This window comes from Streptomyces sp. NPDC059169 (assembly GCF_042755225.1).
Taxonomy (GTDB): domain Bacteria; phylum Actinomycetota; class Actinomycetes; order Streptomycetales; family Streptomycetaceae; genus Streptomyces.
In genome coordinates, this window is the sequence record NZ_JBHZCF010000001.1 from 825,483 (window position 1) to 848,792 (window position 23,310).

Below are 23,310 nucleotides of genomic sequence, written 5' to 3' on the forward strand. Positions count from 1 at the left end.
CGTGTGCGTGATTCCCCGGGGTCATCAGGAGTCGGCGACCCTGAATTCCGCCGCCCGGGTACGGCTCCTGAGTCGGAAGAGCCCTTTCCAACTCGTTGCGGATTCCTCATGGACGAGGGTCTTCGACCTGAATCCGCTGGCTCCGGGGGTGCGGCGGGGCAGTGCTTCCCCACCGCGCACGGTGTCCACGGCGGCGGTCTCATGGCGTGGCACCGGTGCGTGCTCCGCCCATACCTTGGGCACGCCGATCGCCCCCGCACCGCGCGTGGCCCGCTCCAGAAGCCCTTCGCCGAGCATGCGGGACGTCTCGACGGTCACGCCGTAGACGCCGCGGCCTAGCGCGAAGGCGATGTCCCGCGGGGTGCGCCGGCCGTTGGCGAGGAAGAGGATCTCGCGCCTGTGCGGCGCCAGTTCCTCCACCGAGCCGCTGACGCCCTGCCCGGCGACGACCCGCTCGCGGTCGGGCAGGACGGCATGGGGCAGCGCGGCGAGCCCGGCGAGTTTCCTGGCGGCGGTGTCCAGCAGCCGCAGTGGATCGTCGCCGGGCGCGAGGGGGCCCTCCGGGCCACTGTCGTGTGTGGCAACGCAATCGGTCATGTCTCCCGCGACGACGGCGAATACTGCGTCCTGCAAGGCCATCGCGGAGACGACCTGAAGCTCGGCCGCGCCGATGTGCCCGCGGGTGACGAGTTCGGCATCCGCGGTCTCCGCAGCGGCCGGCGCGGGGAACAGCGCGGACCAGTCCGCCTCGCTCACCCGACCGGAGCGCAGGAGAAGCACTTCGACCCCAGGGGCTCCCGGGCTCTCGACCGCGACCACGGTTCCCTGCCGTAGATGGAACACACCGCCGGGCCTGCCCCGCACCCGAAGAGCCGTGGTGGTCTTGTCACTTCGGCACTGGGTCAGTGCGAGAGAGAGCACGCCGTGCCCGGCTCGGTGAAGGGATTCGCGAATGTCCGACACCACTCCCCCTTGACCTGGAACCCGCTCGTGCCCGACACGCACGAAATTCGCACGGGTGACTGACATATGACCCCGAGGGGGTATATGTATCAGCCGTGAAGGCGATTCCTCTGTCGGTGACACAATGTGACAGAAGCTGCAAACTTCCGCTGATCACCAGTCGTTCCACCCATGGAATTTCGATCAGCTACGTACGGTTACCGTCGGTCGGGAGCATCTGCCACGTGCGGCACCCGTGTCCGCCGGAGCGGCATCGCGCAGATGCCGACCGTGATGCGGCCGTCCCCGTGGGAACCGGTTGGCGGTCCCTCCCTCTGCTCCGGCTCCCGGCCGTGCGGAGCGGGCGGGTTCAGAGCCAGCCGTTGCGCCGGAAGCCCCGGTGGATCACGAAGCAGACGACCGCGATGACGGTGAGCGCGGCCGGATAGCCGTACGTCCAGCGCAATTCCGGCATGTGGTCGAAGTTCATGCCGTACACCCCGCAGACCATGGTCGGTACGGCCACGATCGCCGCCCACGCGGTGATCTTGCGCATGTCCTCGTTCTGCCCGAACGTCATCTGCGCCAGATGTGCCTGGAGTATCGAGTCCAGGAGCGCGTCGTACGCGTGGACCTGCTCACTGGCACGGGCGAGATGGTCGCAGACGTCCCGGAAATACGGCCGGATGTCGGCGTCGACGAGCGGGGCGGGCTGGGTGGCCAGGGCCTCCAACGGCCGGCTCAGCGGCGACATGGCCCGCTTGAACTCCAGCAGTTCCCGCTTCAGCTGGTAGATCCGCCCGGCATCCCCGCGGCCGGCCTGTTCGGAGAAGACGGCCGTCTCCACGGCCTCGATGTCGTCCTGCGCGGCGTCGGCCACGACCAGGTACTCGTCGACCACGAAGTCGGCGATGGCGTGCAGCACGGACGACGGGCCCTTGCCGAGCTGCGCGGGCACCGCCTCCAGGGCCTCGCGCAGCGGCCCGAGCGAGCCGTGCCGCCCGTACCGGATGGTGATCACGAAGTCCCGGCCGGTGATCACGGTGATCTCACCGGTCTCCACCACCTGGCTGGTGGCAGCCAGGTGGTCGTGCTCCGCGTACCCGACCGTTTTGAAGACCGCCAGCAGCGTGTCGTCGTACTGCACGACCTTGGCCCTACGGTGGGCGTTGACGGCGTCCTCCACGGTCAGCGGATGGAGGCCGAACAGCTCGGCGAGCGAGGCGAACTCGTCGCGGGCGGGCTCGTGCAGACCGATCCAGACGAAGCTGTTGCTCTCGGGTGCCGCCAGGTTCTCCTTGCGCACCCGCCGCAGGGCTTCCTCTGCCGGGCAGTTGCCGACCTGCCGCACACCGTCCGCGTAGCCCACGCAGTTGACGACGGAGCTGCCGAGCGGTGAACGCGCCGGATGGCTCAGGTCGACCGTGCGGCGGTACGCGCGACGCACCGCGCGGCGGAGGTTGCGGATCATCGACACCTGGGCTCCCGGGCGGACAGGGGCTGCCGGACTCATCGGCCTCGGCACTCGCTCCCGCAACCCTGTACGGCCCACACCCTCTTGTCCATGAAGAGCGGGGCCCACAGCGGCTGCAGATCGACGCGGGGCGGCCGCGGGCTCGTTCGGAGCGGCCCCCGCCGGGGGCGGTGCCGGGGTCCTGCCAGCGAGGCTTCCCCGAAGGTGTGGCGCGCACACACCGAGGGTCCGGACACCCGTCTGAGCAGTGAACGCACTCCAGCACATCGCCCTGACGGCCGATGTCCACCATGACCCCCGTGGTGGACACACCGGTCCCGTGATCGGCCGGAGTGCTCCCGTTGCCGTGACCCCGAGGAGGCCCGCGTGGCCGACGTCCTGCTGGTCCTGTGCATCCCGCTGACGGTCTGTGCCGGCGGCGTCTACGCGGTGTGCGAGAGCTGGTGGCGGCGCAGACGTCCGGCGCGGACTTCGCCGTACCCCGCCCGCTGCACGCACGCCGCCGCGCGCGCCGCGGAACGGGAGATGCTGGTCGAGGCGGCGGACATCGTTCAGGGGGCGTACGCCCGGTTCGCCGGGTTGTACGACGCCGACGGCCCGCAGCAGGCCCGGCGCGCCGCCGGAGCTGCCGGCAGCCCGAACACCGCCGCCTCCAGGGGCTGCCGGGACGCCGACCGGGTCACTTCGCCCGCGGGCTCCAGTGCGGGTCACGGCCCGTCGTCGCCAGCACCCGATGGAACGCCGGAGCGTCCTCCGGCAGGCTGACGGGCTCGCCGAACGCCCCCCATGCGCGGGCCGTGGGCGCCATCTCCGTCAACGCGCGATCGAGTTCCGTGACGACGTCCGGATCCGGGTCGTACGCCTGACCGGTCGCCCGGGCCAGGTCCCACGCGTGCACGGTCAGGTCGCCGAGCACCATGTGGCCGACGGTCCTGGCCGGGAACCCCAGGGAGCCCGACGTGCCGTCCTCCGCACCCGGTTCGGCCCAGGCCTTCGCCAGCCGCGCGGCCTCCTCCTCGAACGCGCCCTGCCAGTCCCCGGTGGTCAGGTCGGGCGTGGTGGAGAAGTCGGCGTCCTGCTTCGCCGCGAGCGCTCGGAAGTTCACGATCACCTGGAGGAGGTGGTTGACCAGAGCGCGTACGTCGTAGTCCGCGCAGGGGGTCGGAGCGGTCAGCTGGTCCGGGGTCACCGCGCGCACCACCGGCAAGGCACGCGCGGTCGTGGCGTCGAGCAGTTCACTGATGGCCTTCATGGCCCCGGACCCTAGGCAGCCGCGCCCCCTGCGTCTTGAACGAACGCGACATAGGATCCGGACATGGCCGAGCCTCAGGCGGGAGACGGCCCGCGAAGCGACACGCGGGGCATCGTCGACGCCCGCGAGCTCTTCGCTCGCGTGCGGTTCCGTCGCCGGGAGGCCGCCCCTCCGCTGCGGCCCTACCTCGAGCACTACTGGCTGATCGACTGGGACCTCGCCGAGCCGTACGCCTCCCACGTGGTGCCCCATCCGTGCGTGAACGTGGTCTTCCAGCGGTACGGCGACGAGGCACCCTGGGGCGAGGTGGCCGGGGTCGGCCGTGAGCTCTTCACCAAGAAGCTGGAGGGGCGGGGGCGGGTCTGCGGCGTACAGTTCCGGCCGGGCGGCTTCCGACCCTTCGCGCCGCAGTGGCCGGTCTCCCAGTGGACGGGACGCCGCGTACCCGTCGATGACGTCCTCACGGACGCGGACGCGGACGCCGTCGTCGCGCCGGACGAGGAGGACGCCCGCGTCGCGGCGCTCGACGCCTTCCTGCTCGGGCTCCGCCCCGCCGCCGATCCGCAGGCGGAGCGCGCAACGGCACTGGTCGAGCGGGTCCGTCGGGACCGGACGATCCGCCGGGTGGGCCAACTCGCTGCACTGGAGGACGTGTCGGCGCGCACGCTGCAACGGCTCTTCGCCGCGTACGTCGGCGTGGGGCCCAAGTGGGTCGTCCTGCGCTACCGCATCCACGAGGCCCTGGAGCGTGCCGAGGCGGAGGGGAGGCCGGGCAACGAGCCGGACTGGGCGACGCTCGCCGCCGAACTGGGCTACAGCGACCAGGCCCACCTCGTCAGGGACTTCACGGCCACGGTAGGGGTGCCGCCGACGGCGTACCGGGCGCAGCAGCGCTGAGGCCGGCGCGCGGGCGACGCACAGGCGACACGCAGGCGACGCCAACTGCCGTGGGGCTGCCTGGCGCGGCTGGTCGGACCGCCGCCCGATGGGCATCACCTGCCGTGGCCGCGTCGACCGGGCGGCGGTGGCGGCTGCGCTCCGGGCGCCGCCGCCGACACGACGCCCGCGACGGGACGACCCGGGCCGCACCTGACCGACAGGGTCCCCGAACGGACACCCGGCCGCCACCCGGTCCCGATCAGCTTGACGGGAAGGGCGGCGCGATCCCGCCGAACGGGCCGCCTCGCGAAGCGACGCTCTCCGTCGCCCGTCGGGCCGGCCCTCCTCCGGGCCGGCGGCAGCACACGTCACGACGTCGCGGCGGCACGGGTGAAGGACCGGGCGACCCGCGGCCGACCACCACTCCCCCCCCAGCCAGCTGGTCGGACGCCACCGTGCCGGCGCGGAAAGCCGTGGCCCGCCCCGTCCACCCGATGGCATGCTGACGGCGTGAACGGACCGGAGATCCACATCAGTTTCGCCCCCGAGCTGCGGCTCTTCGTCGCGGCGGAGCGCCGCGACGGCCGGACGCCGCTCGTCACCGACGGCTCTTCGACCCTCGGTCACGTCGTCGAGTCGCTCGGTGTCCCCCTCACCGAAGCGGGGCGGCTGCTGGTGGACGGCCGCCCGGCCCCGGCGTCGCACGTCCCGACCGCCGGTGAGCACGTCGAGGTGCTGGGCGTCGAGCGCCCCCAGCGCGTACCGGGCGCCCCGCTCCGTTTCCTGCTCGACGTCCACCTGGGCACTCTCGCCCGGCGACTGAGGCTGCTCGGCGTCGACGCGGCGTACGAGAGCGAGGACATCGGTGACGCGGCGCTGGCCACGCTGTCCGCCCGCGAGCGGCGGGTGATGCTGTCGCGGGACCGCGGGCTGCTGCGCCGCCGGGAACTGTGGGCAGGGGCGTACGTCTACAGCGACCGCCCCGACGAGCAGCTCCGCGACGTGCTCCAGCGGTTCGCGCCCGTCCTGGCGCCGTGGACCCGCTGCACGGCCTGCAACGGCCCTCTGGCCGACGCCGACAAGGGATCCGTCGAGCACCACCTGGAGCAGGGCACGCAGCGCTCGTACGACGTGTTCGCCCAGTGCACGGACTGCGAGCGGGTCTACTGGCGCGGCGCGCACCACGCTCGGTTGGAGGCGATCGTCGAAGGCGCCCTGCGCGAGTTCGGCGGCGCGGTGGCCTAGGGGTCAGTAGCCAGTGGCTCAGTGGCCTGGTGGCCTTGGGGAGCCGTCACACACCGTCCCACGGGGACCGACACACCGGTTCCACCGGGCGACCGACGGGGCGCGGCAGACGGGGGGCTGCGCCACCCGTCCCGCCGGGGCCGTCCAGCGCCCCGTCCGCCGACTCCACTCACCCCCGCCCCCTGCCGGCGTCCGGGCTGCCCCCGGGCGGGCGCCAGGTGTCCCGGGCCACGCGCGCCGCGCGGACACCGACTGTGCGGACACCGACCGTGCGGACACCGACCGTGCACCGAGGAACCGCCGTGGGCCCGGCCCGCGGGAGGCCGCCGGCGGTGCTGGGCTGCGCCGAGGGCTCGCCTACGGGGCCTCGGCCGTCAGGTACCTCTGGACGGTGGGCGCGAGCCAGGCGATCACTTCCTCCTTGGGCATCTCGACCAAGGGAGGAATGCGCAGTACATAGCGGGCCAGCGCCATGCCCATGATCTGCGAGGCGGCCAGCGCCGCCCTCCGGGGAGCCTCGGCGGGGACCGGGCAGACTCCGGACGTTATCGGCAGCAGCTGGTCCCGGAAGACGTCCTGCATGCGCTCGGCGCCGGCGGCGTTGGTGACCCCGACGCGCAAGAGCGCCGTCAGCACCTCGTCGTCCTCCCACCGGTCGAGGAAGTGGGAGACCAGGACGGCGCCGACGTGCTTGCCGGGCACCGCACCCAGCTCCGGCAGCCGGAGCCGTATGTCGGACGCCGCAGCGAAGAGCCGCTCCTTGTTGCCGTAGTACCGCATCACCATCGACGGGTCGATGCCGGCGTCCCTGGCGATGGCGCGAATGGTGGCCCTCTCGTACCCGTCCGCGGCGAAGCGATCGCGCGCGGCTTCGAGGATCGCCGCACGCGTGGTGTCCGAACGGCGCGGTGCTACGTCTGTTTCCGGTATCACGCCAACAAGTGTAGGCCAACGGGTGTTGACGCACGAGGGCAGCCGATCTAAGGTTGCCAACAAGCGTTGACCAACAAGCGTTGGCCAACAGTCGTTGACGGGAGGAAGTCATGAGCGGGACACCCGGCACACGCGGTGAGGGCACGACCACCCCAGGCGGTCCCGACGCCGACGTGATCGTCGTGGGTGCGGGCCCCACCGGCCTGCTGCTCGCGGGCGACCTCGCAAGCGCGGGGCTCCGGGTCACGGTCGTCGAGCGCCGCTCGCACGAGACCAGCAACATGACCCGCGCATTCGGCGTGCACGCCCGCACGCTGGAGCTGCTGGACGCCCGGGGCCTGGCCGACGAGTTGCTGAAGACCGGCACGACGATCACCGGGCTGCAGTTCTTCCGCCACCTCTCACTGAACCTCTCCCGACTGCGCTCCCGCTTCCCGTTCCTGCTGATCACGCCGCAGTACGAGGTGGAACGGCTGCTGGAGCGCCGAGCAGTCTCCGCGGGGGTGGACATCCGCTACGACACGGAGCTGCGCGACCTTCACCAGGACGCCGACTCGGTGACCGCGAAGCTGCACACCACCGGCTCCACGCCCCCGGAGACCTCCCTGCGGGCGCGCTACCTCGTCGGGACGGACGGCGTTCGCAGCTCCGTGCGCGAGGCCCTCGGCCTCCCCTTCCCCGGTGCATCGGTCGTCCGATCCATCGTGTTGGCGGACGTCCGCCTCGCGCAGGAGCCCGACGACGTCCTCGCGGTCAACGGCACGGGCGAGGCGTTCGCCTTCATAGCGCCTTTCGGCGACGGCTGGTACCGGGTCATGGGGTGGCGGCGAAGCCATCAGGTACCGGACGGCGAGCCCGTGGACCTCGAAGAGGTGCGGGACATCGCACGTCGGGCACTCGGCACCGACTTCGGCATGAAGGACGCCCGCTGGATCTCCCGCTTCCACAGCGACGAGCGGCAGGCGCCCGCGTACCGGCTGGGTCGTGTCTTCCTCGCGGGCGACGCGGCGCACGTCCACTCCCCGGCCGGCGGGCAGGGGATGAACACCGGCCTGCAGGACGCGGCGAACCTCTCCTGGAAGCTTGCGGCTGCCGTGCGCGGCGGGGCGCCGGAGCCCGACGCACTCCTCGACAGCTACCAGTCCGAACGGCACCCGGTCGGCGCGATGGTCCTGCGCAGCAGCGGCGCGATCGTCCGGCTCGCCATGGCACACACACCGCTCCAACGCCTGGCGCGCTCCTCCGCCGCCCTGCTCCTGAGCTCGGTCCGGCCCGCAGCGGACAAGGCGATGGGCATGATCTCCGGGATCGGCATTTCCTACGGCCGGCCGCGCGGCGCCCACCGGCTGACCGGGCGGCGGGTCCCCGACGTCGAACTCGCGGAAGGCCGCCTCTACGAACTGCTCCGGACGGGCGGATTCGTCCTGATCACCCCGAAGGGCACGGACGGCGCCGCGCAAGGGGCGCCCGCTGCAGCCGGCCCCGTCACCCCGGCCCACTGGCGTACGCCGCGGCGGACGTCCCTGCTGATCCGCCCGGACGGATATGTCGCATGGGCACGGCAATGAGGCGGGGCTGCGCCCGGCACCGACCGTCACCACCCCCCGGGGCGCGTCGGCCGGGACCGCCCCGGGTTCAGAAGACGTATCCGTCAGCCGTCGCAAGGACCAGCACGCGGTGCTCGTCGTTCGCGCGATTCCGGTCCACCGCTCCGTCGCTCCATGCCGTCGACACCGCCATGACCAGCTCGTCGGGCTTCCCGAGAGCCCTCAGATCCAGGCTGATCCCCTTCGGCCTGCCACCCACCGGCAGGGCGCCCGTGCGGCACAGGACCACACGGTCCCCGCCCCTCAGGCACGACGGCGGCAGCTGGAGCCTGCTGCTCAACGGCACCGAGAAGGCCAACCGCACGGTCGCGTCGGCCACCTGACCGGGGCCGTCATTACTGCTCTCCGCCCAGACCCCGATCCGGCCGTCCCAGAGCCAGGCGTAGCCGTGGTGCGCCACGTCCGCCTCGACCGCCACGTCCGCCTCGGCCACCTCGGCCACCTCGACCGCCTCCGCAGCAGGGGCTGCCTCCGCCCGGACGGCCGTGCCCGCACCCGCCCCCGCACCTGTGGCCAGGACCACCACCGCAGCGACGGACACCACGATCAGACTCCTCCGCATCACCTGCATGCCCGAAAGATACCGATTGGCGCCCACAAAGCTGACCCCCTGTCAATCCGGCGCGTCCCAGGGCGCCCCAACGTCACCCCAACGCCGGAAGCTCGACGAGAGCGACCGCGCGCGACGCCGCTCGGGGCAGTCGCCGGGCTTCCAGACCGACGGCCCACCGGTCGGCGGAACAGCGGAGGAGGCCGGGGCGGTGCCCACGGCGGCACGGCTGACGACGGCTACCGGCCCGCCCGGCGGGGCACCCGGCGCTGATCCCCCTCCCAGGCCCTTAGGGCCACCCCGCACCGCGGGGCGGCCCCGCCCACGGGTGCACGGTGCAGTCACCGACCGCGGCATATCCTGACTCCTGAATCGATCAGCTGACCGAGGAGCCTCCATGACCGCCGCCCCCATCGCCGTCGTCACCGGAGCGAGCAGCGGAATCGGCGCCGCCACCGCCCGCGGGCTGGCCGCGGTCGGCTACCACGTGATCCTCACCGCCCGCCGCAAGGACCGCATCGAGGACATCGCCGCCGAGCTGACCGACACCGGCCATCAAGCCACCGCCCACGCACTCGACGTCACCGACCGCGGCGCCGTGGACGCGTTCGCCGCCTCCTTGGAGGGCTCGGGACCGGTCAAGGTGCTGGTCAACAACGCCGGCGGAGCACTCGGCGCCGACCCGGTGGCGACCGGCGACCCGGCCGACTGGCGCCGGATGTACGAGGTCAACGTCCTCGGAACGCTCCACGTTACCCAGGCCCTGCTCCCGGCTCTCACCGCCAGCGGCGACGGCACCGTCGTCGTCCTCTCCTCCACGGCCGGCCACGGCACCTACGAAGGCGGCGCGGGGTACGTCGCGGCGAAGAACGGCGCCCGCGTGCTGGCCGAGACCCTCCGTCTGGAGATCGTGGGCGCCCCCGTCCGCGTCGTCGAGATCGCGCCCGGCATGGTCAAGACGGAGGAGTTCGCGACCACCCGTTTCCGCGGCAACACCGAGAAGGCCGCCAAGGTCTACGCGGGCGTCGCCGAGCCCCTCACCGCCGAGGATGTCGCCGAGACCATCACCTGGGCCGTCTCCCGCCCACCCCACGTCAACGTCGACCTGATGATCGTCCGACCGCGTGCCCAGGCCTCCAACACCAAGGTTCACCGCGAGCACTGACCTCCCGTACGGCGAGCCGCCGGTCGCGTGACGCGCCCGCCGACCCGGGCGTGGTGACGGGGCACGGCCCGGCGCCCGCCCGCTGGTCCGGCGCCGAGCAGGACCGCGCGTACACGGGGGACGGGTCACCTCGGCCGGTGGCACCCACTGGCCGAGGGGTCCGAACCGTACGCCCGGACAGCGGGGCCGGCAGGGTCGCCCCACGGCGAGCATGCGCACAGTGAGCCCCCACGCCGGCGCCCGGCTCCCCCTGCCCTGCCACCCCCCGCCCGGTCGTGGTCGCCGTCGCGGAAGGAACCCGCCCCGCCCCGGACACGCACCTCGACGCGATCGTGCCCGCGGTCACGACCACAGCCCCGACCGATGGGGCCTCCCCGGCCGGAGGGGGCAACGTGAGCAACGTGCGAAGGGCAACGTGCGAAGCGGCACGTGTCCGACCACGACGCGCGCGGGCCCCGCGCCTGCGAAGGGGCACCGGCCTCGGTGCCGATGACTCGGCCATTCGGCTGAAGCCGACGCGCGCGCACGCACGCGGCGGGATCTGGTGGACGCGGGAACATGCCGCCGTCCGGCGCGCCCACGGCACCGGCGCCCAGCTCCGAAGGGGGAGACATGCCGATACCCAGCCCCCCGGCGTGCCGGGGTCGAACGGCCGCGTTCATCGCCGTCATCGCCGTGACTGCGGTCTGCTCGACGGTGTACACCGGGCCGGACCTCGCCGTGACCGGCGGACCACCGCCCTCGGTGCCCGCTCCGCAGCTGGACTAGCAACCCTGCGTCCAGGGCAGCCCGTTCGACTGCGCGACCGCGGAGGTCCCGCTGGACTACGACGGCCCCGGGGGCCGCACCATCGAGTTGGCAGTGATCAAACGGGAGGCGGCCGTCACCGAACGGCGCATCGGCACCCTCTTCTTCAACCCCGGCGGCCCTGGCGGGCCCGGGACGGTGCAGTTCCCGCAGGAGTACGAGCTCTTCCCCCGAGAAGTACGGGAACGGTTCGACATCGTCAGCTGGGATCCCCGTGGAGTCGGCAGCAGCACCGCTGTGAACTGCTTCACGAACCCCGCGGCGGCCGAAGCCTGGACGGCGAGCAAACCGGCCGGCTTCCCGGCGGGCGAGCAGGAGCGGACGGCCTGGATCGCCGCGTACAAGGACCTGGCCCGGCGCTGCCGGCAACGTGACCCCGACCTCCTGCGCCATGTGTCGACCGCCGACACCGCCCGCGACCTCGATCAGCTACGCCAGGCCGTGGGCGAACCACGACTGAACTACCTCGGGATCTCCTACGGCACGATCCTCGGCGCCACCTACGCCAACCTGTTCCCCGGCAGGGTCCGCGCCATGGTCCTCGACAGCGACATCGACCCCACGGCCTGGACGGATCGTGGCTCCCCACGGAAGCCCACCCTCCCGACCTTCCTGCGCATGGGCTCCGACCGCACCGGCGCAGCGACCCTGGACCAGTTCCTGGCCCTGTGCGGATCCACCACCCCCGCCCGCTGCGCCTTCTCCGCCGGGAACCCGCAGGCGACTCGGGACAAGTGGGACCAGCTGACACAGCGCCTCCGGGAGCACCCGGTGGGCCCCTGGACCTACGGCCGGACCGTCGGTGACGTCGTGAACGGCCTCTACGTCGTCCACCCCGGATGGGCGGACCTCGCCGACAGGCTGCAGGAACTTTGGCAGGGGCGGACTCCCGAGCCGCCCGCAGCGCCGCCCCCGCCGCCGGTCCCCCGTCCGAACCCGTACCTGGGCGAGGAACAGGCGGCTGCGGTGCTCTGCGGCGACAGCCCCAATCCGCGTGATCCCAGTGCGTACCACGCTCTGGAGGAAGCCAGCGCCCTGCGGGCGGGCGACGCCGGCCGTTTCTGGACCTGGGCCGCGGAACCGTGCGCCACCTGGCCGGTCGTGGCTGCGAACCGCTACCTGGGTCCGTGGAACAAGCCGACGGCCCGCCCCGTCCTGGTGGTCGGTACCAGCTACGACCCTTCCACGCCCTACGCGGACGCCCGAGCCATGGCCGGGGAACTGGCCAGCGCCCGCCTGCTCACCCACCACGGGTACGGGCACACGGCACTGATCAATCCGAGCAGTTGCGTCAAGGAGTACGAGAGCCGCTACTTCATCGACGGCACCCTCCCGCCGGTGGGGGCGACGTGCCGGCCGGACACGCCCCCCTTCCCCGCGCCCAGGCCGCGCGGCGGCGTCGACACCGGCGGCGGCGGGACCGGCGACACCGCCTCCTGAAGCATCCACACGACCGCCCCCGAACAGGCGGCCGGGTACACAGCTACGGGATCGTCGAGTCGACATCGCTCGCCCCTGCCCGGCGCGCCGCCTGATCCTCCCGCAGGGCGTTGGCGGGCCCGGCTCCCACCCGCCGTCTTCCCGCGCCGCGTCCCGGCGACGGAGCGAGTCAGGCTCTCGGGAGTGAGCCCACTACCGGGTCAGCGTCTCGAAGCCGGCGTCGTCGCAGTAGTGCACGACCCTCGACTCTGCTGTCGCGTCGGCGCCGGTGATCGCCATGACCGTCTCCTCGCCCAGGGTGCGGCCTCCGCGGACGCCCTCCTCCCGGAGCGGTCGCATCGCGAGGAAGGCGTCCTGAGCGGCCGCCTCGACGTTCTCGTCCGCCGGGGACTCCGGCGTGGTCGTGCCCGCGGCGTTCCGCGCCTTCTGCCACGTCCCCAGCTGGAGGCAGTAGTTCGCCCGCAACCCGGTCAGCCGCTGCTGGTCCTCGGCCGAAGAACACCCCGCCACCGCCACCAGGGCGAGGACGGCGATGACGGCCCTGCGCATGCGCACCACGTGCCCCCCGGTGGAAGTCGACCGCTCGTCCACGTACACGTGAACTCCCTCAACAGGCTACCGGCGTAGGGCATCTCGGCTGCCGCGCGGTCGCCACAGCGGAACACCGTCCCGAACGAACGTCAGTGACGGGCGGGGGTGACCGGGTCGTCGGGCCGTGCGAGCGGACGCAGCAGGACGACGGGCGAATCGTGGCCGGTGCCCGTGACGGCGATCGTGCGGCCTGCGGGCGTGTCAGCCCTTCACGCAGATGACCTGCTTGAGCTTGGCGACGACCTGGACCAGGTCCTTCTGCTGGTCGATCACCTGGCTGATCGGCTTGTACGCGGCCGGGATCTCGTCCACGACACCGGAGTCCTTGCGGCACTCCACGCCCCGCGTCTGGTCCTCCAGGTCCTTCGTGGAGAACTTCCGCTTCGCAGCGGTCCGGCTCATCCTCCGGCCGGCACCGTGCGAAGCCGAGTTGAACGACTTCGGGTTGCCCAGACCGCGGACGACGTACGACTCCGTACCCATCGAACCCGGGATGATCCCCCACTCCCCCGAACCCGCGCTGATCGCTCCCTTGCGGGTGACCAACAGGTCCATTCCCTCGTACCGCTCCTCCGCCACGTAGTTGTGGTGGCAGGAGATCACCGGATCGAAGGTCACGCGCGCCTTGCGGAACTCCCTGCGCACCACGTCCTGGAAGAGCGCCATCATGACGGCACGGTTGTACTTCGCGTACTCCTGGGCCCAGAACAGATCGTTCCGGTACGCCGCCATCTGCGGGGTGTCCGCGACGAAGACGGCCAGGTCGCGGTCGACCAGGTCCTGGTTGTGCGGCAGCTTCCGGGCCTCGCCCATGTGGTGCTCGGCCAACTCCTTGCCGATGTTCCGCGATCCGGAGTGCAGCATCAGCCAGACGGAGCCGACCTCGTCCAGGCAGAACTCGATGAAGTGGTTGCCGCTGCCCAGCGTCCCCATCTGCTTCGTGGCCCGCTCACGACGGAATGCGACCGCGTCCGCCACCCCGTCGAACCGCTCCCAGAGGTCGCCGAAGCGCGCGGCCTGGAGTCCGTGCAGCCGGGCCGGGTCCACGGGGTCGTCGTGCATGCCCCGACCGACGGGGATGGCCTGCTCGATCTTGGACCGCAGCCGCGACAGGTCCCCGGGCAGTTCGTTGGCGGTGAGGGAGGTCTTCACTGCGGACATCCCGCAGCCGATGTCGACGCCGACCGCCGCCGGGCAGACCGCGCCGTGCATGGCGATCACCGAGCCGACGGTGGCGCCCTTGCCGTAGTGCACGTCCGGCATCACGGCGAGCCCCTTGACCCACGGCAGCGTCGCCACGTTCTGCAACTGCTGCATCGCGCCGCTCTCCACCGCGGCAGGGTCCGTCCACATCCGGATCGGGACCTTGGCTCCCGGCACCTCTACATACGACATACTTCCTCAATTCCCCCGAAAAGCCTTACAACGCAAAAAGCAGAGCCAAGGCCAATGAAAGGCACAGCCGACCGGCATCCGCGGCGGCGTGTGCGATACACATTGTCTCCAGCGGCCCGCACCGGGCGGCAAGCTGTTTTCCCCACGGGGGCGGAACAGACCGGCAGGCAGAAGGCGGAGAAAGGAGCCTGGGAACGTGCGGAAGAGGTACGTGCCCGTTCTGGCAGTGCTCCTCGCGACGCTCGTCGCCGGCTGCACCACGGGAACCGACGGAGCAGACCCCTCCACCGACGCCAAGGCCGGGGAGACCACCGGCCCGGCTGCGCCGCCCGGCAAGTACCGCACGCTCTACGAACCCTGCGGCGCCGTCCAGCACGCCATGCTCCTGGAAATGCTCCCGGGCATCGCCGAGATGCCCGCCGAGCAGCAGGAGAAGGCCCTCCGCGGTACGGCGGCGGTCACCTACGACAACGACCGCCGCGTCGGCTGCAGCTGGAAGGCCGACTCCCGGGATGCCTCCCACCACCTCCGCATCGACGTCGAACGCGTCGTCTCCTACGACCCGGCCGTCAGCGACGAAGACCGCGCCCAGGAGGTCTTCTCCGGGAAGCAGAGCGCGGCCGGGCTCACCGCACCCCCTGCGCCCAGCACCACGAACACGACGTCCGGCACCACCCCGTCACCGGGCGCGCCGGCCACCGCCTCCGGCCCCGCACCGGCGGGCAGCCCCGTGACCAGTGGCAGTCCCACCCCCAGTGGCAGGCCCGCCGCTCCCTCGGGCCTGGCTCCCCGAGCACTCGAAGGACTCGGCGACGCCGCCTTCCTCAACGACGTCCTCGACCGTGCCGGTTCCACCGCGCAGCACCGCACCGTGAGCGTGGTGTTCCGCACATCCAATGCGATCGTGACCGTCGAGTACGGCGAGCAGCCGGCCCGTACGACCGAGGTCCCCGACAGCGGGGAACTACAGGAAAAGGCCCAGGCCCTGGCCCGGAAGCTGGCCGAGCGGTTCAACGAGTAGCGCGTGCGGCGGACCGGTCCACCGGCCGCGACGATCGAGCGCGCGGGTCCCGTCGGACGACGTCGGCGTCGTACCGTGTCGGCGTACTGTGGCCGCCCGGAAGCCCCGGACAGTCCGCCCGGTACCGCCGGCGGACCGTACGACAACCGAGTGAAGGAACCATGCACCGATCAGCCCCGCGACTCACCCGCATACTCGCCTGCGCCGCCGTTCCGGTGATGCTCGTCGTCGCCGGCTGCTCGTCGGAATCCGACAGCAAGGACTCGAGCTCGTCCACCGGCTCTCCGGCCGGCTCGTCCTCCTCCGGGGCCTCCCCGAGCGTGCAGCAGTCCACCCCGTCCGTTGCGCCGGCGAAGTTCGCCAAGCTCCCCGAACCCTGCAAGGCCCTGTCTCCCAAGACGATCGAGGAGCTCGTGCCGAAGGTGAAGAACAAGGGCGGCACGGCCGGCGCCTCCAGCGACACGAGCGCCCGCGGCGGCTGCTCCTGGAACGGCCTGGAGGACAAGGGCGTCAAGGGATCGAACTACCGCTGGCTCGACGTGTCCTTCCTGCGCTACGCGTCCGACGCGGGCCTCGGCAGCGGGGAGCAGCGCGCCAAGGACGCGTACGCGAAGGAAGTCGCCAAGACGCGCGCCACGGAAGGCGCCAAGAACGTCAACGACTCCCCGGCGGCGGGGGTCGGCGACGAGGCGACGGCGATCGCCTTCGGGCTGACGAAGACCGGTGAAGATTTCAAGTACGCGACGATCGTGGCCCGTACGGGGAACGTCGTGGTCACCCTGAGCTATAACGGTGCCGGCTACGCCGGGGCGAAGACGCCGGACCCGTCAGCGCTGATGAAGGACGCGGTGACCGCCGCCAAGGAGGCTGCGGCAGCGGTCACGAAGGCCAACTAGCGGGTCGGGGGCCTGTCCGCCGACGGGTGGGCGGGCTCCTGCCCGGCCACCTGGCCTGCCGGAGACCGGCGGGCCGGAGCCCGCCATCCGGACCGGAGCCCGGGCTTCCCCGAGGGCCCGGGCTCCGGTGTCGTGTGCCAGGCTTGGGCCGCGCCACGGGCGCCCAGAAATCGATATCGGGAGGGGATCGCGGGTGGCCGCGATGCAGCTGACACGCACACACCGGATACTCATCGGCGTGGTCGTGGCCGGAGCGGTGATCATCGCCGGCATCGGTTTCGCCGGGTCGTACGCGGCCGTTCGCGAGCTTGCCGAGAAGAAAGGGTTCGGCAACTTCTCCCTGGTCTTCCCGATCGGCATCGACGCGGGCATCTGCGTCCTCCTCGCCCTCGATCTGCTGCTGACCTGGATCCGTATCCCGTTCCCGCTGCTGCGCCAGACGGCCTGGCTGCTGACGGCGGCGACGATCGCCTTCAACGGCGCGGCCGCCTGGCCCGATCCGCTCGGCGTCGGCATGCACGCCGTCATTCCCGTGCTCTTCGTCGTCGCCGTCGAGGCCGCTCGGCACGCGGTCGGCCGGATCGCGGACATCACCGCGGACAAGCACATGGAAGGCGTGCGCCTCACCCGCTGGCTGCTCTCCCCCGTCCCCACGTTCCGGCTCTGGCGCCGGATGAAGCTGTGGGAGCTGCGTTCGTACGAGCAGGTCATCAAGCTCGAACAGGACCGGCTGATCTACCAGGCCCGCCTCCAGGCGCGCTTCGGGCGCGCCTGGAGGCGGAAGGCCCCCGTCGAGGCGCTGATGCCGCTGCGACTCGCCCGCTACGGCGTACCGCTCGCCGAGACCGCCCCCGCGGGACTGTCCGCCGCCGGCATCGAGCCCGCGCTGCTGCCCCCGCAACCCGCAAAGGCCCCTCTCGCCCCGCCCGTACTCCGTGGTGCGGAGCCGGCCGCCGGGTTGCCCGGGGCCCCCGCCGTGCGCCGGGACCCGCCCGGGCCCGTCCAGGAACAGCAGCTTCCGGACGTGCCTGAAACCCACGAGAGCCCGTGGTTCTCGGCACCCCACGCATCGCAGGAACACTACGAGGGCGGCTACGACCCGTCCTACGACGTGGAGCCGGCTCCAGCCCCGGAGCCCTACGGTGCTCCGTCCTCCCCGGAGCCGTACGCCGCCCCCTCCTCCGCCGGTGGGGAACCGGCCCCGCCCCCCTTCGTTCCCGGGCCGGGCTCCGGTGCCGGAGCTCCCGTCCCCGTTCCCCGCACGGAGCGGGGACCCGCGGACGAAGCCGCCGTGCCCGCACCCAGGCCGGGGAACGCCGCCGTGCCCGCACCCCGGCCGGGGAACGCCGCCGAGCCGGCAGCGGCGGCCGGTGAGCCGTCGGACCTGGAGGACGCGGAGTTCGCCGAGCTGGCGTACCCGGTCTTCAAGGAGTACGTCGACCGTCACGGGGCGTTCCCGACGAACGACCAGCTCGACATACACCTCGCCGACGTCCACGGCATCAACCACCCGCGCAGCGCAAGCCTGCTGCGCCGGCTGAACCAGGACTTCCAGAGCCGCTACCAGGCTGATCTGGAGGCCGAACACATCGCTTAGGCGTGCCTCGGCCGCACCACCCGCACCCCGTCCGTGCGGGCGGACCTCGCGGCACGACGACGCCACGACACGACCCCGGCACAGTCGGAGGGCCCTCACTCCTGACGGGTGAGGGCCCTCCGGCTGTACTCCACGGTGCCGCGCGGGGCACCCGGCGTCAGGCCGCGAGCAGCTTGCGCACCCGGTCCGCCCCGACGGCCAGCAGCAGCGTCGGCAGCCGCGGGCCCGTCTCACGGCTCACCAGCAGGCGGTACAGCAGCGCGAAGAAGGAACGCTGGGCCACCTTCAGCTCCGGCGTCGGCTTGGCGTCCGGCGCCAGGCCGGCCATCACCTTCGGCACGCCGTAGACGAGCGTGGTGAGCCCGTCCAGGGACCAGTGCGAGTCAAGCCCCTCCAGCAAGAGCCGCAGGGACTCGCGGCCCTCGTCGTCGAGGGAGCCGAGCAGCTCGGCGTCGGGCTCCGAACGCACGACCGTCCGTGCGTCCGCGGGGACCTGGGTGGTGATCCAGTTCTCCGCCCGGTCGAGTCGCGGGCGCGCCTCGTCCAGCGACGCCAGCGGGTTCGCCGGGTCCAGCTCGCTGAGGATCCGGAGGGTCTGCTCGTCGTGGCCGGCGGTGATGTCGACGACGGATGCGAGTGTCCGGTACGGCAGCGGCCGCGGCGTGCGCGGAAGCTCAGCCGACGCGGTGCGCACGGCGCGGGAGTGCGCGGCCGCGTCGGCCGGCAGCACCGAACCGTCCTGGACCTTGGACTCCAGCTTGTCCCACTCGTCGTAGAGCCTCTGGATCTCCTGGTCAAAAGCGATCTTGAAGGACTGGTTGGGCTTGCGGCGGGCGTACAGCCAGCGCAGCAGCGGCGCCTCCATGATCTTCAGCGCATCCGCGGGCGTCGGCACACCACCACGCGACGACGACATCTTCGCCATGCCGGAGATGCCCACGAAGGCGTACATCGGACCGATCGGCTGCACCCCGTCGAAGACCTCACGGACGATCTGCCCGCCCACCACGAAGGACGATCCGGGCGACGAGTGGTCGACGCCGCTCGGCTCGAAGATCACGCCCTCGTACGCCCAGCGCATCGGCCAATCGACCTTCCAGACCAGCTTGCCGCGGTTGAACTCGGTCAACCGGACCGTCTCGGAGAAGCCGCAGGCGGTGCAGGAGTACGTCAGCTCGGTCGTCGCGTCGATGTACTCGGTGACGGTCGTCAGGTCCTTCTCGCAGTTGCCGCAGTACGGCTTGTACGGGAAGTAGCCGGCGGAGCCGCTGCTGCCGTCGTCCTCGTTGGCCGCGCCGGAGCCCTCCACGGCCTCCAGCTCGGCCTCGTCCACCGGCTTCTGCTGCTTCTTCGCCTGGACCTTGGCCTTCGTCCGGTATTGGTCGAGGATGCCGTCGATGGCGGCCCGGTGCTTCATCGCGTGCAGGATCTGCTCGCGGTACACACCCGACGTGTACTGCTCGGTCTGGCTGATCCCGTCGTACTCGACGCCCAGCTCGGCCAGCGACCCGACCATCGCGGCCTTGAAGTGCTCGGCCCAGTTCGGGTGCGTGGAGCCCGCGGGCGCCGGCACCGAGGTCAGCGGCTTGCCGATGTGCTCGGCCCAGGAGTCGTCCACGCCCGGGACCCCGGCCGGCACCTTGCGGTAGCGGTCGTAGTCGTCCCAGGAGATCAGGTGGCGGACCTCGTGCCCCCGGCGGCGCACCTCGTCCGCCACCAGGTGCGGTGTCATGACCTCGCGCAGGTTGCCCAGGTGGATGGGCCCGGACGGGGACAGGCCAGAGGCAACCACCACCGGTTTCCCGGGCGCACGCCGTTCCGACTCGGCGATGACATCGTCCGCGAAACGGGAGACCCAGTCGGTCTCGGTGCTGCTCTGAGCCACGATCGGCACGTCCTTGGATGCTTGAGTCTGTCGAAACTGGCGTTAGCCATTCTCCCAGACGGAACGACCGGCCCCTGGGTTGTCCACAGGGGCGCGATGGGTCGGAGGGGAAACGGTGGAGAAACAGGTTCCTGCCCCGTGGGACACTTGGCTACCGAATTAGACATCACCGGCTACCCACAGACGCCCACTCCAAGGAAACGGAAGCTCATGGCCTCGGTCCCTTCCCTCGCTTCGACCGTGCAGCAGCGCCTCGCGGACGCCCTCTCGGCAGCCCTGCCGGAGGCCGGTTCCGCCGACCCGCTGCTGCGACGTAGCGACCGGGCCGACTTCCAGGCGAACGGCATCCTGGCGCTCGCCAAGAAGCTGAAGGGCAACCCGCGGGAGCTGGCGACCAAGGTCGTCGAGGCGATCGACGCGGGCGACGTGGTCAGGGACGTCGAGGTCTCGGGCCCCGGTTTCCTCAACGTCACGATCACCGACGGGGCGATCGTAAGGACCCTCGCCGCCCGGGCGGCCGACGACAGGCTCGGCGTGCCGCGGTCCGGAACCGGCACCACGGTGATCGACTACGCCCAGCCGAACGTCGCCAAGGAGATGCACGTCGGTCACCTCCGCTCCGCGGTGATCGGTGACGCCATGGTGCGGATCCTGGAATTCACCGGCGAGAAGGTGGTCCGGCGCCACCACATCGGCGACTGGGGCACCCAGTTCGGCATGCTCATCCAGTACCTGATCGAGCACCCCCACGAGCTGGACCACGACGACGAGTCCGCCGTCTCCGGTGAGGAGGCCATGTCCAACCTCAACCGGCTGTACAAGGCCTCGCGCGCCCTGTTCGACGCCGACGAGGAATTCAAGGACCGGGCCCGGCGCCGTGTCGTCGAGCTCCAGTCCGGCGACGAGGAGACCCTGGCTCTCTGGCAGAGGTTCGTCGACGAGTCGAAGATCTACTTCTACTCGGTCTTCGACAAGCTCGACATGGAGATCGACGACCCCGACGTCGTGGGCGAGTCCGGCTACAACCACATGCTCGACGAGACCTGCCGCCTGCTGGAGGAGTCGGGTGTCGCCGTCCGCTCCGAGGGCGCACTGTGCGTGTTCTTCGACGACGTGAAGGGCCCTGACGGCAACCCGGTCCCGCTGATCGTCAGGAAGTCCAACGGCGGCTACGGCTACGCGGCCACCGACCTGTCCGCGATCCGCGACCGGGTGCAGAACCTGGGCGCCGACACCCTCCTCTACGTGGTGGACGCCCGGCAGTCACTGCACTTCAAGATGGTCTTCGAAACCGCACGCCGGGCGGGCTGGCTGAACGAGAAGACCAAGGCCGTGCAGCTGGCCTTCGGCACGGTCCTCGGCAAGGACGGCAAGCCGTTCAAGACCCGTGAGGGCGAGACGGTGCGGCTTGTCGACCTGCTGGACGAAGCCATCGAGCGGGCGACCGCCGTCGTGGCGGAGAAGAAGGTCAAGGCCGGCCTCGGCGACGAGGAGGTCGCCGTCAACGGCCGGTACGTCGGCATCGGCGCGGTGAAGTACGCCGACCTGTCGACGTCGGCGGTCCGCGACTACAAGTTCGACCTCGACCAGATGGTGTCGCTCAACGGTGACACGTCCGTGTACCTCCAGTACGCGTACGCCCGTATCCGGTCGATCCTCCGCAAGGCCGGTGAGGTGAAGCCGCGGTCCCACCCGGAGCTGGCGCTCGCCCCGGCCGAGCGGGCGCTCGGTCTGCACCTGGACCGGTTCGCGGAGGTCCTTGCCGAGGTCGCGGAGGCGTACGAGCCGCACAAGCTGGCCGCGTACCTCTACCAGCTGGCCTCCCACCTGACGACGTTCTACGACCAGTGCCGGGTGATCAGCGAGGACAACACGGCGGAGGTCTTCGAGAACCGCCTGTTCCTCATCGACCTGACCGCCCGCACCCTTCAACAGGGCATGGCCCTGCTGGGCATCCGGACGCCCGAGCGCCTCTGACACGACCCGCACGCACGCGGACGACCCCGACGCCCGTCCGGCGGGTTCAAGGGGTCGTCCGCGTGCGTCACCGCGTCAGCGGATGCGCGGGCCTACCCGTGGTCTCCTCGATCTCGGCGTGGGCCTTCTTCAGGAGCGTCTGCGCGATGTCCATCAGCGCACGCGCTCCCGCGATCTCCTCGCCGACCCGGAGCTGCCCCGGATCGGACGGGTGACGGCTCGCGTGGCCGTGGCCGCGGAGCTCCGTGCCGTCTGTGAGACGGAGCATCGCCGCCGCCCTGGTCTTGTCGCCGTCCTCGAGGAACTCCATCTCGACGTGCCATCCGACGAGCGTCTGCATGGCGGATCACCTCCAGCGGTACCCCTTCAGGGTGCGCCGCCGGGCGCCTGATCACCACTTCCCGCCGGTCGGGGTCCGCGGGTGACGGGAATGTCGGTGCCGGCCCCCAGGGTCGCTTCCCTGCTCGACGCCCCGCACCACTGGACGTGTCGTCGGAACGGGTTCCGGCGGGAGCTCCACGGGCTGCGCGACACTCCGTCCCGAGGCGCCTTACGTGCGGCCGATCTTCTGAGCGGCCTCCGTCGCCCAGTACGTCAGGATCATCTGCGCGCCCGCGCGCCTGATCCCCGTCAGGGTCTCCAGGATCGCCTTGTCCCGGTCGATCCAGCCCTTCTCCGCCGCAGCCTCGACCATCGCGTACTCACCGCTGATCTGGTACGCGGCCACGGGCACGTCCACCGACTGGGCGACCTTCGCCAGGACGTCGAGGTAGGGCCCCGCGGGCTTCACCATGACCATGTCCGCGCCCTCCTCCAGGTCAAGCGCGAGCTCCCGCAGGGACTCCCGCAGATTCGCGGGGTCCTGCTGGTACGTCTTGCGGTCGCCCTTCAGGGAGGAGGCGACGGCCTCGCGGAAGGGGCCGTAGAAGGCAGAAGAGTACTTGGCGGTGTACGCGAGGATCGACACGTCCTCCTTGCCGATGGTGTCCAGCGCATCCCGAACCACCCCGACCTGACCGTCCATCATGCCGCTGGGGCCGACGACGTGGACTCCCGCGTCGGCCTGGACCTGCGCCATCTCGGCGTACCTCTCCAGCGTGGCGTCGTTGTCCACGCGTCCCTCGGCATCCAGGACGCCGCAGTGCCCGTGGTCGGTGTACTCGTCCAGGCAGAGGTCGGACATGATCACCAGATCGTCGCCGACTTCCTCCCGCACGGCGCGGACGGCGACCTGGAGGATCCCATCGGGGTCCGTGCCGGCGGTCCCGGCCGCGTCCTTCTTCGCGTCCTCGGGCACACCGAAGAGCATGATCCCGGAGACCCCGGCCTCGCGGGCCTCCACCGCCGCCTTCCGCAGAGTGTCCAGCGAGTGCTGGACGACCCCCGGCATCGCCGCGATCGGCACGGGCTCGCCGACGCCCTCCCGCACGAACGCCGGAAGGATCAGATCGGCGGGATGCAGCCGTGTCTCGGCGACCATGCGCCGCATCGCGGGAGTGGTACGCAGCCTCCGCGGCCGCGACCCGGGGAAGGATCCGTACACAGTCATGCCCACCACGCTACGCCCGTACGGGGACCGCTTTTACCGACACCGTGTCCCTGCTCCTGCCGCCGCCCGGTCGCGAGCAGCGCCCGAGTGCCCCTGGCAGAAGGG

The 23,310-nt window shown here is 71.5% G+C and carries 21 protein-coding genes; 11 read left to right on the plus strand and 10 right to left on the minus strand.

Annotated elements, in window-relative coordinates; genetic code table 11:
* Window positions 1-24: 24 nt before the first annotated feature.
* Window positions 25-963 (minus strand): MarR family transcriptional regulator, encoded by a 939-nt coding sequence (locus tag ACFXOM_RS03755; RefSeq protein WP_384940903.1) that lies wholly within the window; start codon window positions 961-963, stop codon window positions 25-27.
* A 349-nt stretch (window positions 964-1,312) separates the two neighbouring features.
* A complete protein-coding gene (corA, locus tag ACFXOM_RS03760; RefSeq protein ID WP_384948157.1) occupies window positions 1,313-2,413 on the minus strand; it encodes a magnesium/cobalt transporter CorA in 1,101 nt (366 codons plus the stop codon).
* Between the two features lie 369 nt (window positions 2,414-2,782).
* On the opposite strand from corA, the gene ACFXOM_RS03765 reads away from it, so the two are divergent.
* Window positions 2,783-3,181, plus strand: coding sequence for a hypothetical protein (locus ACFXOM_RS03765; protein ID WP_385036855.1), 399 nt, complete (start codon window positions 2,783-2,785; stop codon window positions 3,179-3,181).
* Here ACFXOM_RS03765 and ACFXOM_RS03770 read toward each other — a convergent pair.
* Complete coding sequence (locus ACFXOM_RS03770; RefSeq protein ID WP_384940909.1) at window positions 3,096-3,668, minus strand: TIGR03086 family metal-binding protein; 573 nt, start codon at window positions 3,666-3,668, stop codon at window positions 3,096-3,098. The two genes, ACFXOM_RS03765 and ACFXOM_RS03770, sit on opposite strands and share 86 nt — an antisense overlap.
* A 63-nt stretch (window positions 3,669-3,731) precedes the next feature.
* Here ACFXOM_RS03770 and ACFXOM_RS03775 point away from each other — a divergent pair, with 63 nt between their 5' ends.
* Window positions 3,732-4,565: a DUF6597 domain-containing transcriptional factor gene (locus ACFXOM_RS03775; RefSeq protein WP_384948151.1), complete on the plus strand. Its 834-nt coding sequence runs from the start codon at window positions 3,732-3,734 to the stop codon at window positions 4,563-4,565.
* A gap of 492 nt (window positions 4,566-5,057) precedes the next feature.
* Complete coding sequence (locus tag ACFXOM_RS03780; protein WP_384940912.1) at window positions 5,058-5,792, plus strand: Mut7-C RNAse domain-containing protein; 735 nt, start codon at window positions 5,058-5,060, stop codon at window positions 5,790-5,792.
* Window positions 5,793-6,149: 357 nt separating this feature from the next.
* On the opposite strand, the gene ACFXOM_RS03785 is transcribed toward ACFXOM_RS03780, so the two are convergent.
* Entirely contained in the window at window positions 6,150-6,722 is a 573-nt protein-coding gene (locus ACFXOM_RS03785; RefSeq protein ID WP_384940976.1) for a TetR family transcriptional regulator, read from the minus strand.
* Between the two features lie 113 nt (window positions 6,723-6,835).
* Here ACFXOM_RS03785 and ACFXOM_RS03790 point away from each other — a divergent pair, with 113 nt between their 5' ends.
* Complete coding sequence (locus tag ACFXOM_RS03790) at window positions 6,836-8,293, plus strand: FAD-dependent monooxygenase (RefSeq protein ID WP_384948148.1); 1,458 nt, start codon at window positions 6,836-6,838, stop codon at window positions 8,291-8,293.
* Between the two features lie 67 nt (window positions 8,294-8,360).
* On the opposite strand, the gene ACFXOM_RS03795 is transcribed toward ACFXOM_RS03790, so the two are convergent.
* Window positions 8,361-8,903: a hypothetical protein gene (locus tag ACFXOM_RS03795; RefSeq protein WP_384940916.1), complete on the minus strand. Its 543-nt coding sequence runs from the start codon at window positions 8,901-8,903 to the stop codon at window positions 8,361-8,363.
* A gap of 376 nt (window positions 8,904-9,279) precedes the next feature.
* Here ACFXOM_RS03795 and ACFXOM_RS03800 point away from each other — a divergent pair, with 376 nt between their 5' ends.
* The 3 genes from ACFXOM_RS03800 (at window position 9,280) to ACFXOM_RS03810 (ending at window position 12,294) form a co-directional block, all read left to right on the plus strand.
* Window positions 9,280-10,047 carry an SDR family NAD(P)-dependent oxidoreductase gene (locus ACFXOM_RS03800; RefSeq protein ID WP_385036857.1) on the plus strand — a complete coding sequence of 256 codons (768 nt, stop codon included), beginning with the start codon at window positions 9,280-9,282 and terminating at the stop codon, window positions 10,045-10,047.
* Between the two features lie 612 nt (window positions 10,048-10,659).
* A complete protein-coding gene (locus ACFXOM_RS03805; protein WP_385036859.1) occupies window positions 10,660-10,815 on the plus strand; it encodes a hypothetical protein in 156 nt (51 codons plus the stop codon).
* A gap of 93 nt (window positions 10,816-10,908) precedes the next feature.
* Entirely contained in the window at window positions 10,909-12,294 is a 1,386-nt protein-coding gene (locus ACFXOM_RS03810; RefSeq protein WP_385036885.1) for an alpha/beta hydrolase, read from the plus strand.
* A 192-nt stretch (window positions 12,295-12,486) separates the two neighbouring features.
* Here ACFXOM_RS03810 and ACFXOM_RS03815 read toward each other — a convergent pair whose 3' ends face one another.
* Complete coding sequence (locus ACFXOM_RS03815) at window positions 12,487-12,891, minus strand: hypothetical protein (RefSeq protein WP_384948142.1); 405 nt, start codon at window positions 12,889-12,891, stop codon at window positions 12,487-12,489.
* Between the two features lie 195 nt (window positions 12,892-13,086).
* Window positions 13,087-14,280, minus strand: a complete 1,194-nt coding sequence (locus tag ACFXOM_RS03820) for an RtcB family protein (RefSeq protein ID WP_385036861.1) — start codon at window positions 14,278-14,280, stop codon at window positions 13,087-13,089.
* A 196-nt stretch (window positions 14,281-14,476) separates the two neighbouring features.
* Between ACFXOM_RS03820 and ACFXOM_RS03825 the strand changes: the two genes are divergently transcribed.
* The 3 genes from ACFXOM_RS03825 (at window position 14,477) to ACFXOM_RS03835 (ending at window position 17,794) form a co-directional block, all read left to right on the plus strand.
* Window positions 14,477-15,301, plus strand: coding sequence for a DUF3558 domain-containing protein (locus ACFXOM_RS03825; protein WP_385036863.1), 825 nt, complete (start codon window positions 14,477-14,479; stop codon window positions 15,299-15,301).
* Between the two features lie 161 nt (window positions 15,302-15,462).
* Window positions 15,463-16,197 carry a DUF3558 domain-containing protein gene (locus ACFXOM_RS03830; RefSeq protein WP_384940937.1) on the plus strand — a complete coding sequence of 245 codons (735 nt, stop codon included), beginning with the start codon at window positions 15,463-15,465 and terminating at the stop codon, window positions 16,195-16,197.
* Window positions 16,198-16,399: 202 nt separating this feature from the next.
* Window positions 16,400-17,794, plus strand: coding sequence for a DUF2637 domain-containing protein (locus tag ACFXOM_RS03835; RefSeq protein WP_384940939.1), 1,395 nt, complete (start codon window positions 16,400-16,402; stop codon window positions 17,792-17,794).
* A 157-nt stretch (window positions 17,795-17,951) separates the two neighbouring features.
* Here the strand turns inward: ACFXOM_RS03835 and lysS are convergent, their stop codons facing one another.
* On the minus strand, window positions 17,952-19,688 hold the full coding sequence (lysS, locus tag ACFXOM_RS03840; RefSeq protein ID WP_384940941.1) for a lysine--tRNA ligase: 1,737 nt from the start codon (window positions 19,686-19,688) through the stop codon (window positions 17,952-17,954).
* A 201-nt stretch (window positions 19,689-19,889) separates the two neighbouring features.
* On the opposite strand from lysS, the gene argS reads away from it, so the two are divergent.
* The gene (gene argS / locus ACFXOM_RS03845) at window positions 19,890-21,656 is read left to right on the plus strand and encodes an arginine--tRNA ligase (protein WP_384940943.1); all 1,767 of its coding nucleotides are present in this window, start codon (window positions 19,890-19,892) and stop codon (window positions 21,654-21,656) included.
* A 67-nt stretch (window positions 21,657-21,723) separates the two neighbouring features.
* On the opposite strand, the gene ACFXOM_RS03850 is transcribed toward argS, so the two are convergent.
* Window positions 21,724-21,996: a DUF1876 domain-containing protein gene (locus ACFXOM_RS03850; protein ID WP_384940945.1), complete on the minus strand. Its 273-nt coding sequence runs from the start codon at window positions 21,994-21,996 to the stop codon at window positions 21,724-21,726.
* A 210-nt stretch (window positions 21,997-22,206) separates the two neighbouring features.
* Window positions 22,207-23,205 (minus strand): porphobilinogen synthase, encoded by a 999-nt coding sequence (gene hemB / locus ACFXOM_RS03855; protein WP_384940946.1) that lies wholly within the window; start codon window positions 23,203-23,205, stop codon window positions 22,207-22,209.
* Window positions 23,206-23,310: the final 105 nt, after the last annotated feature.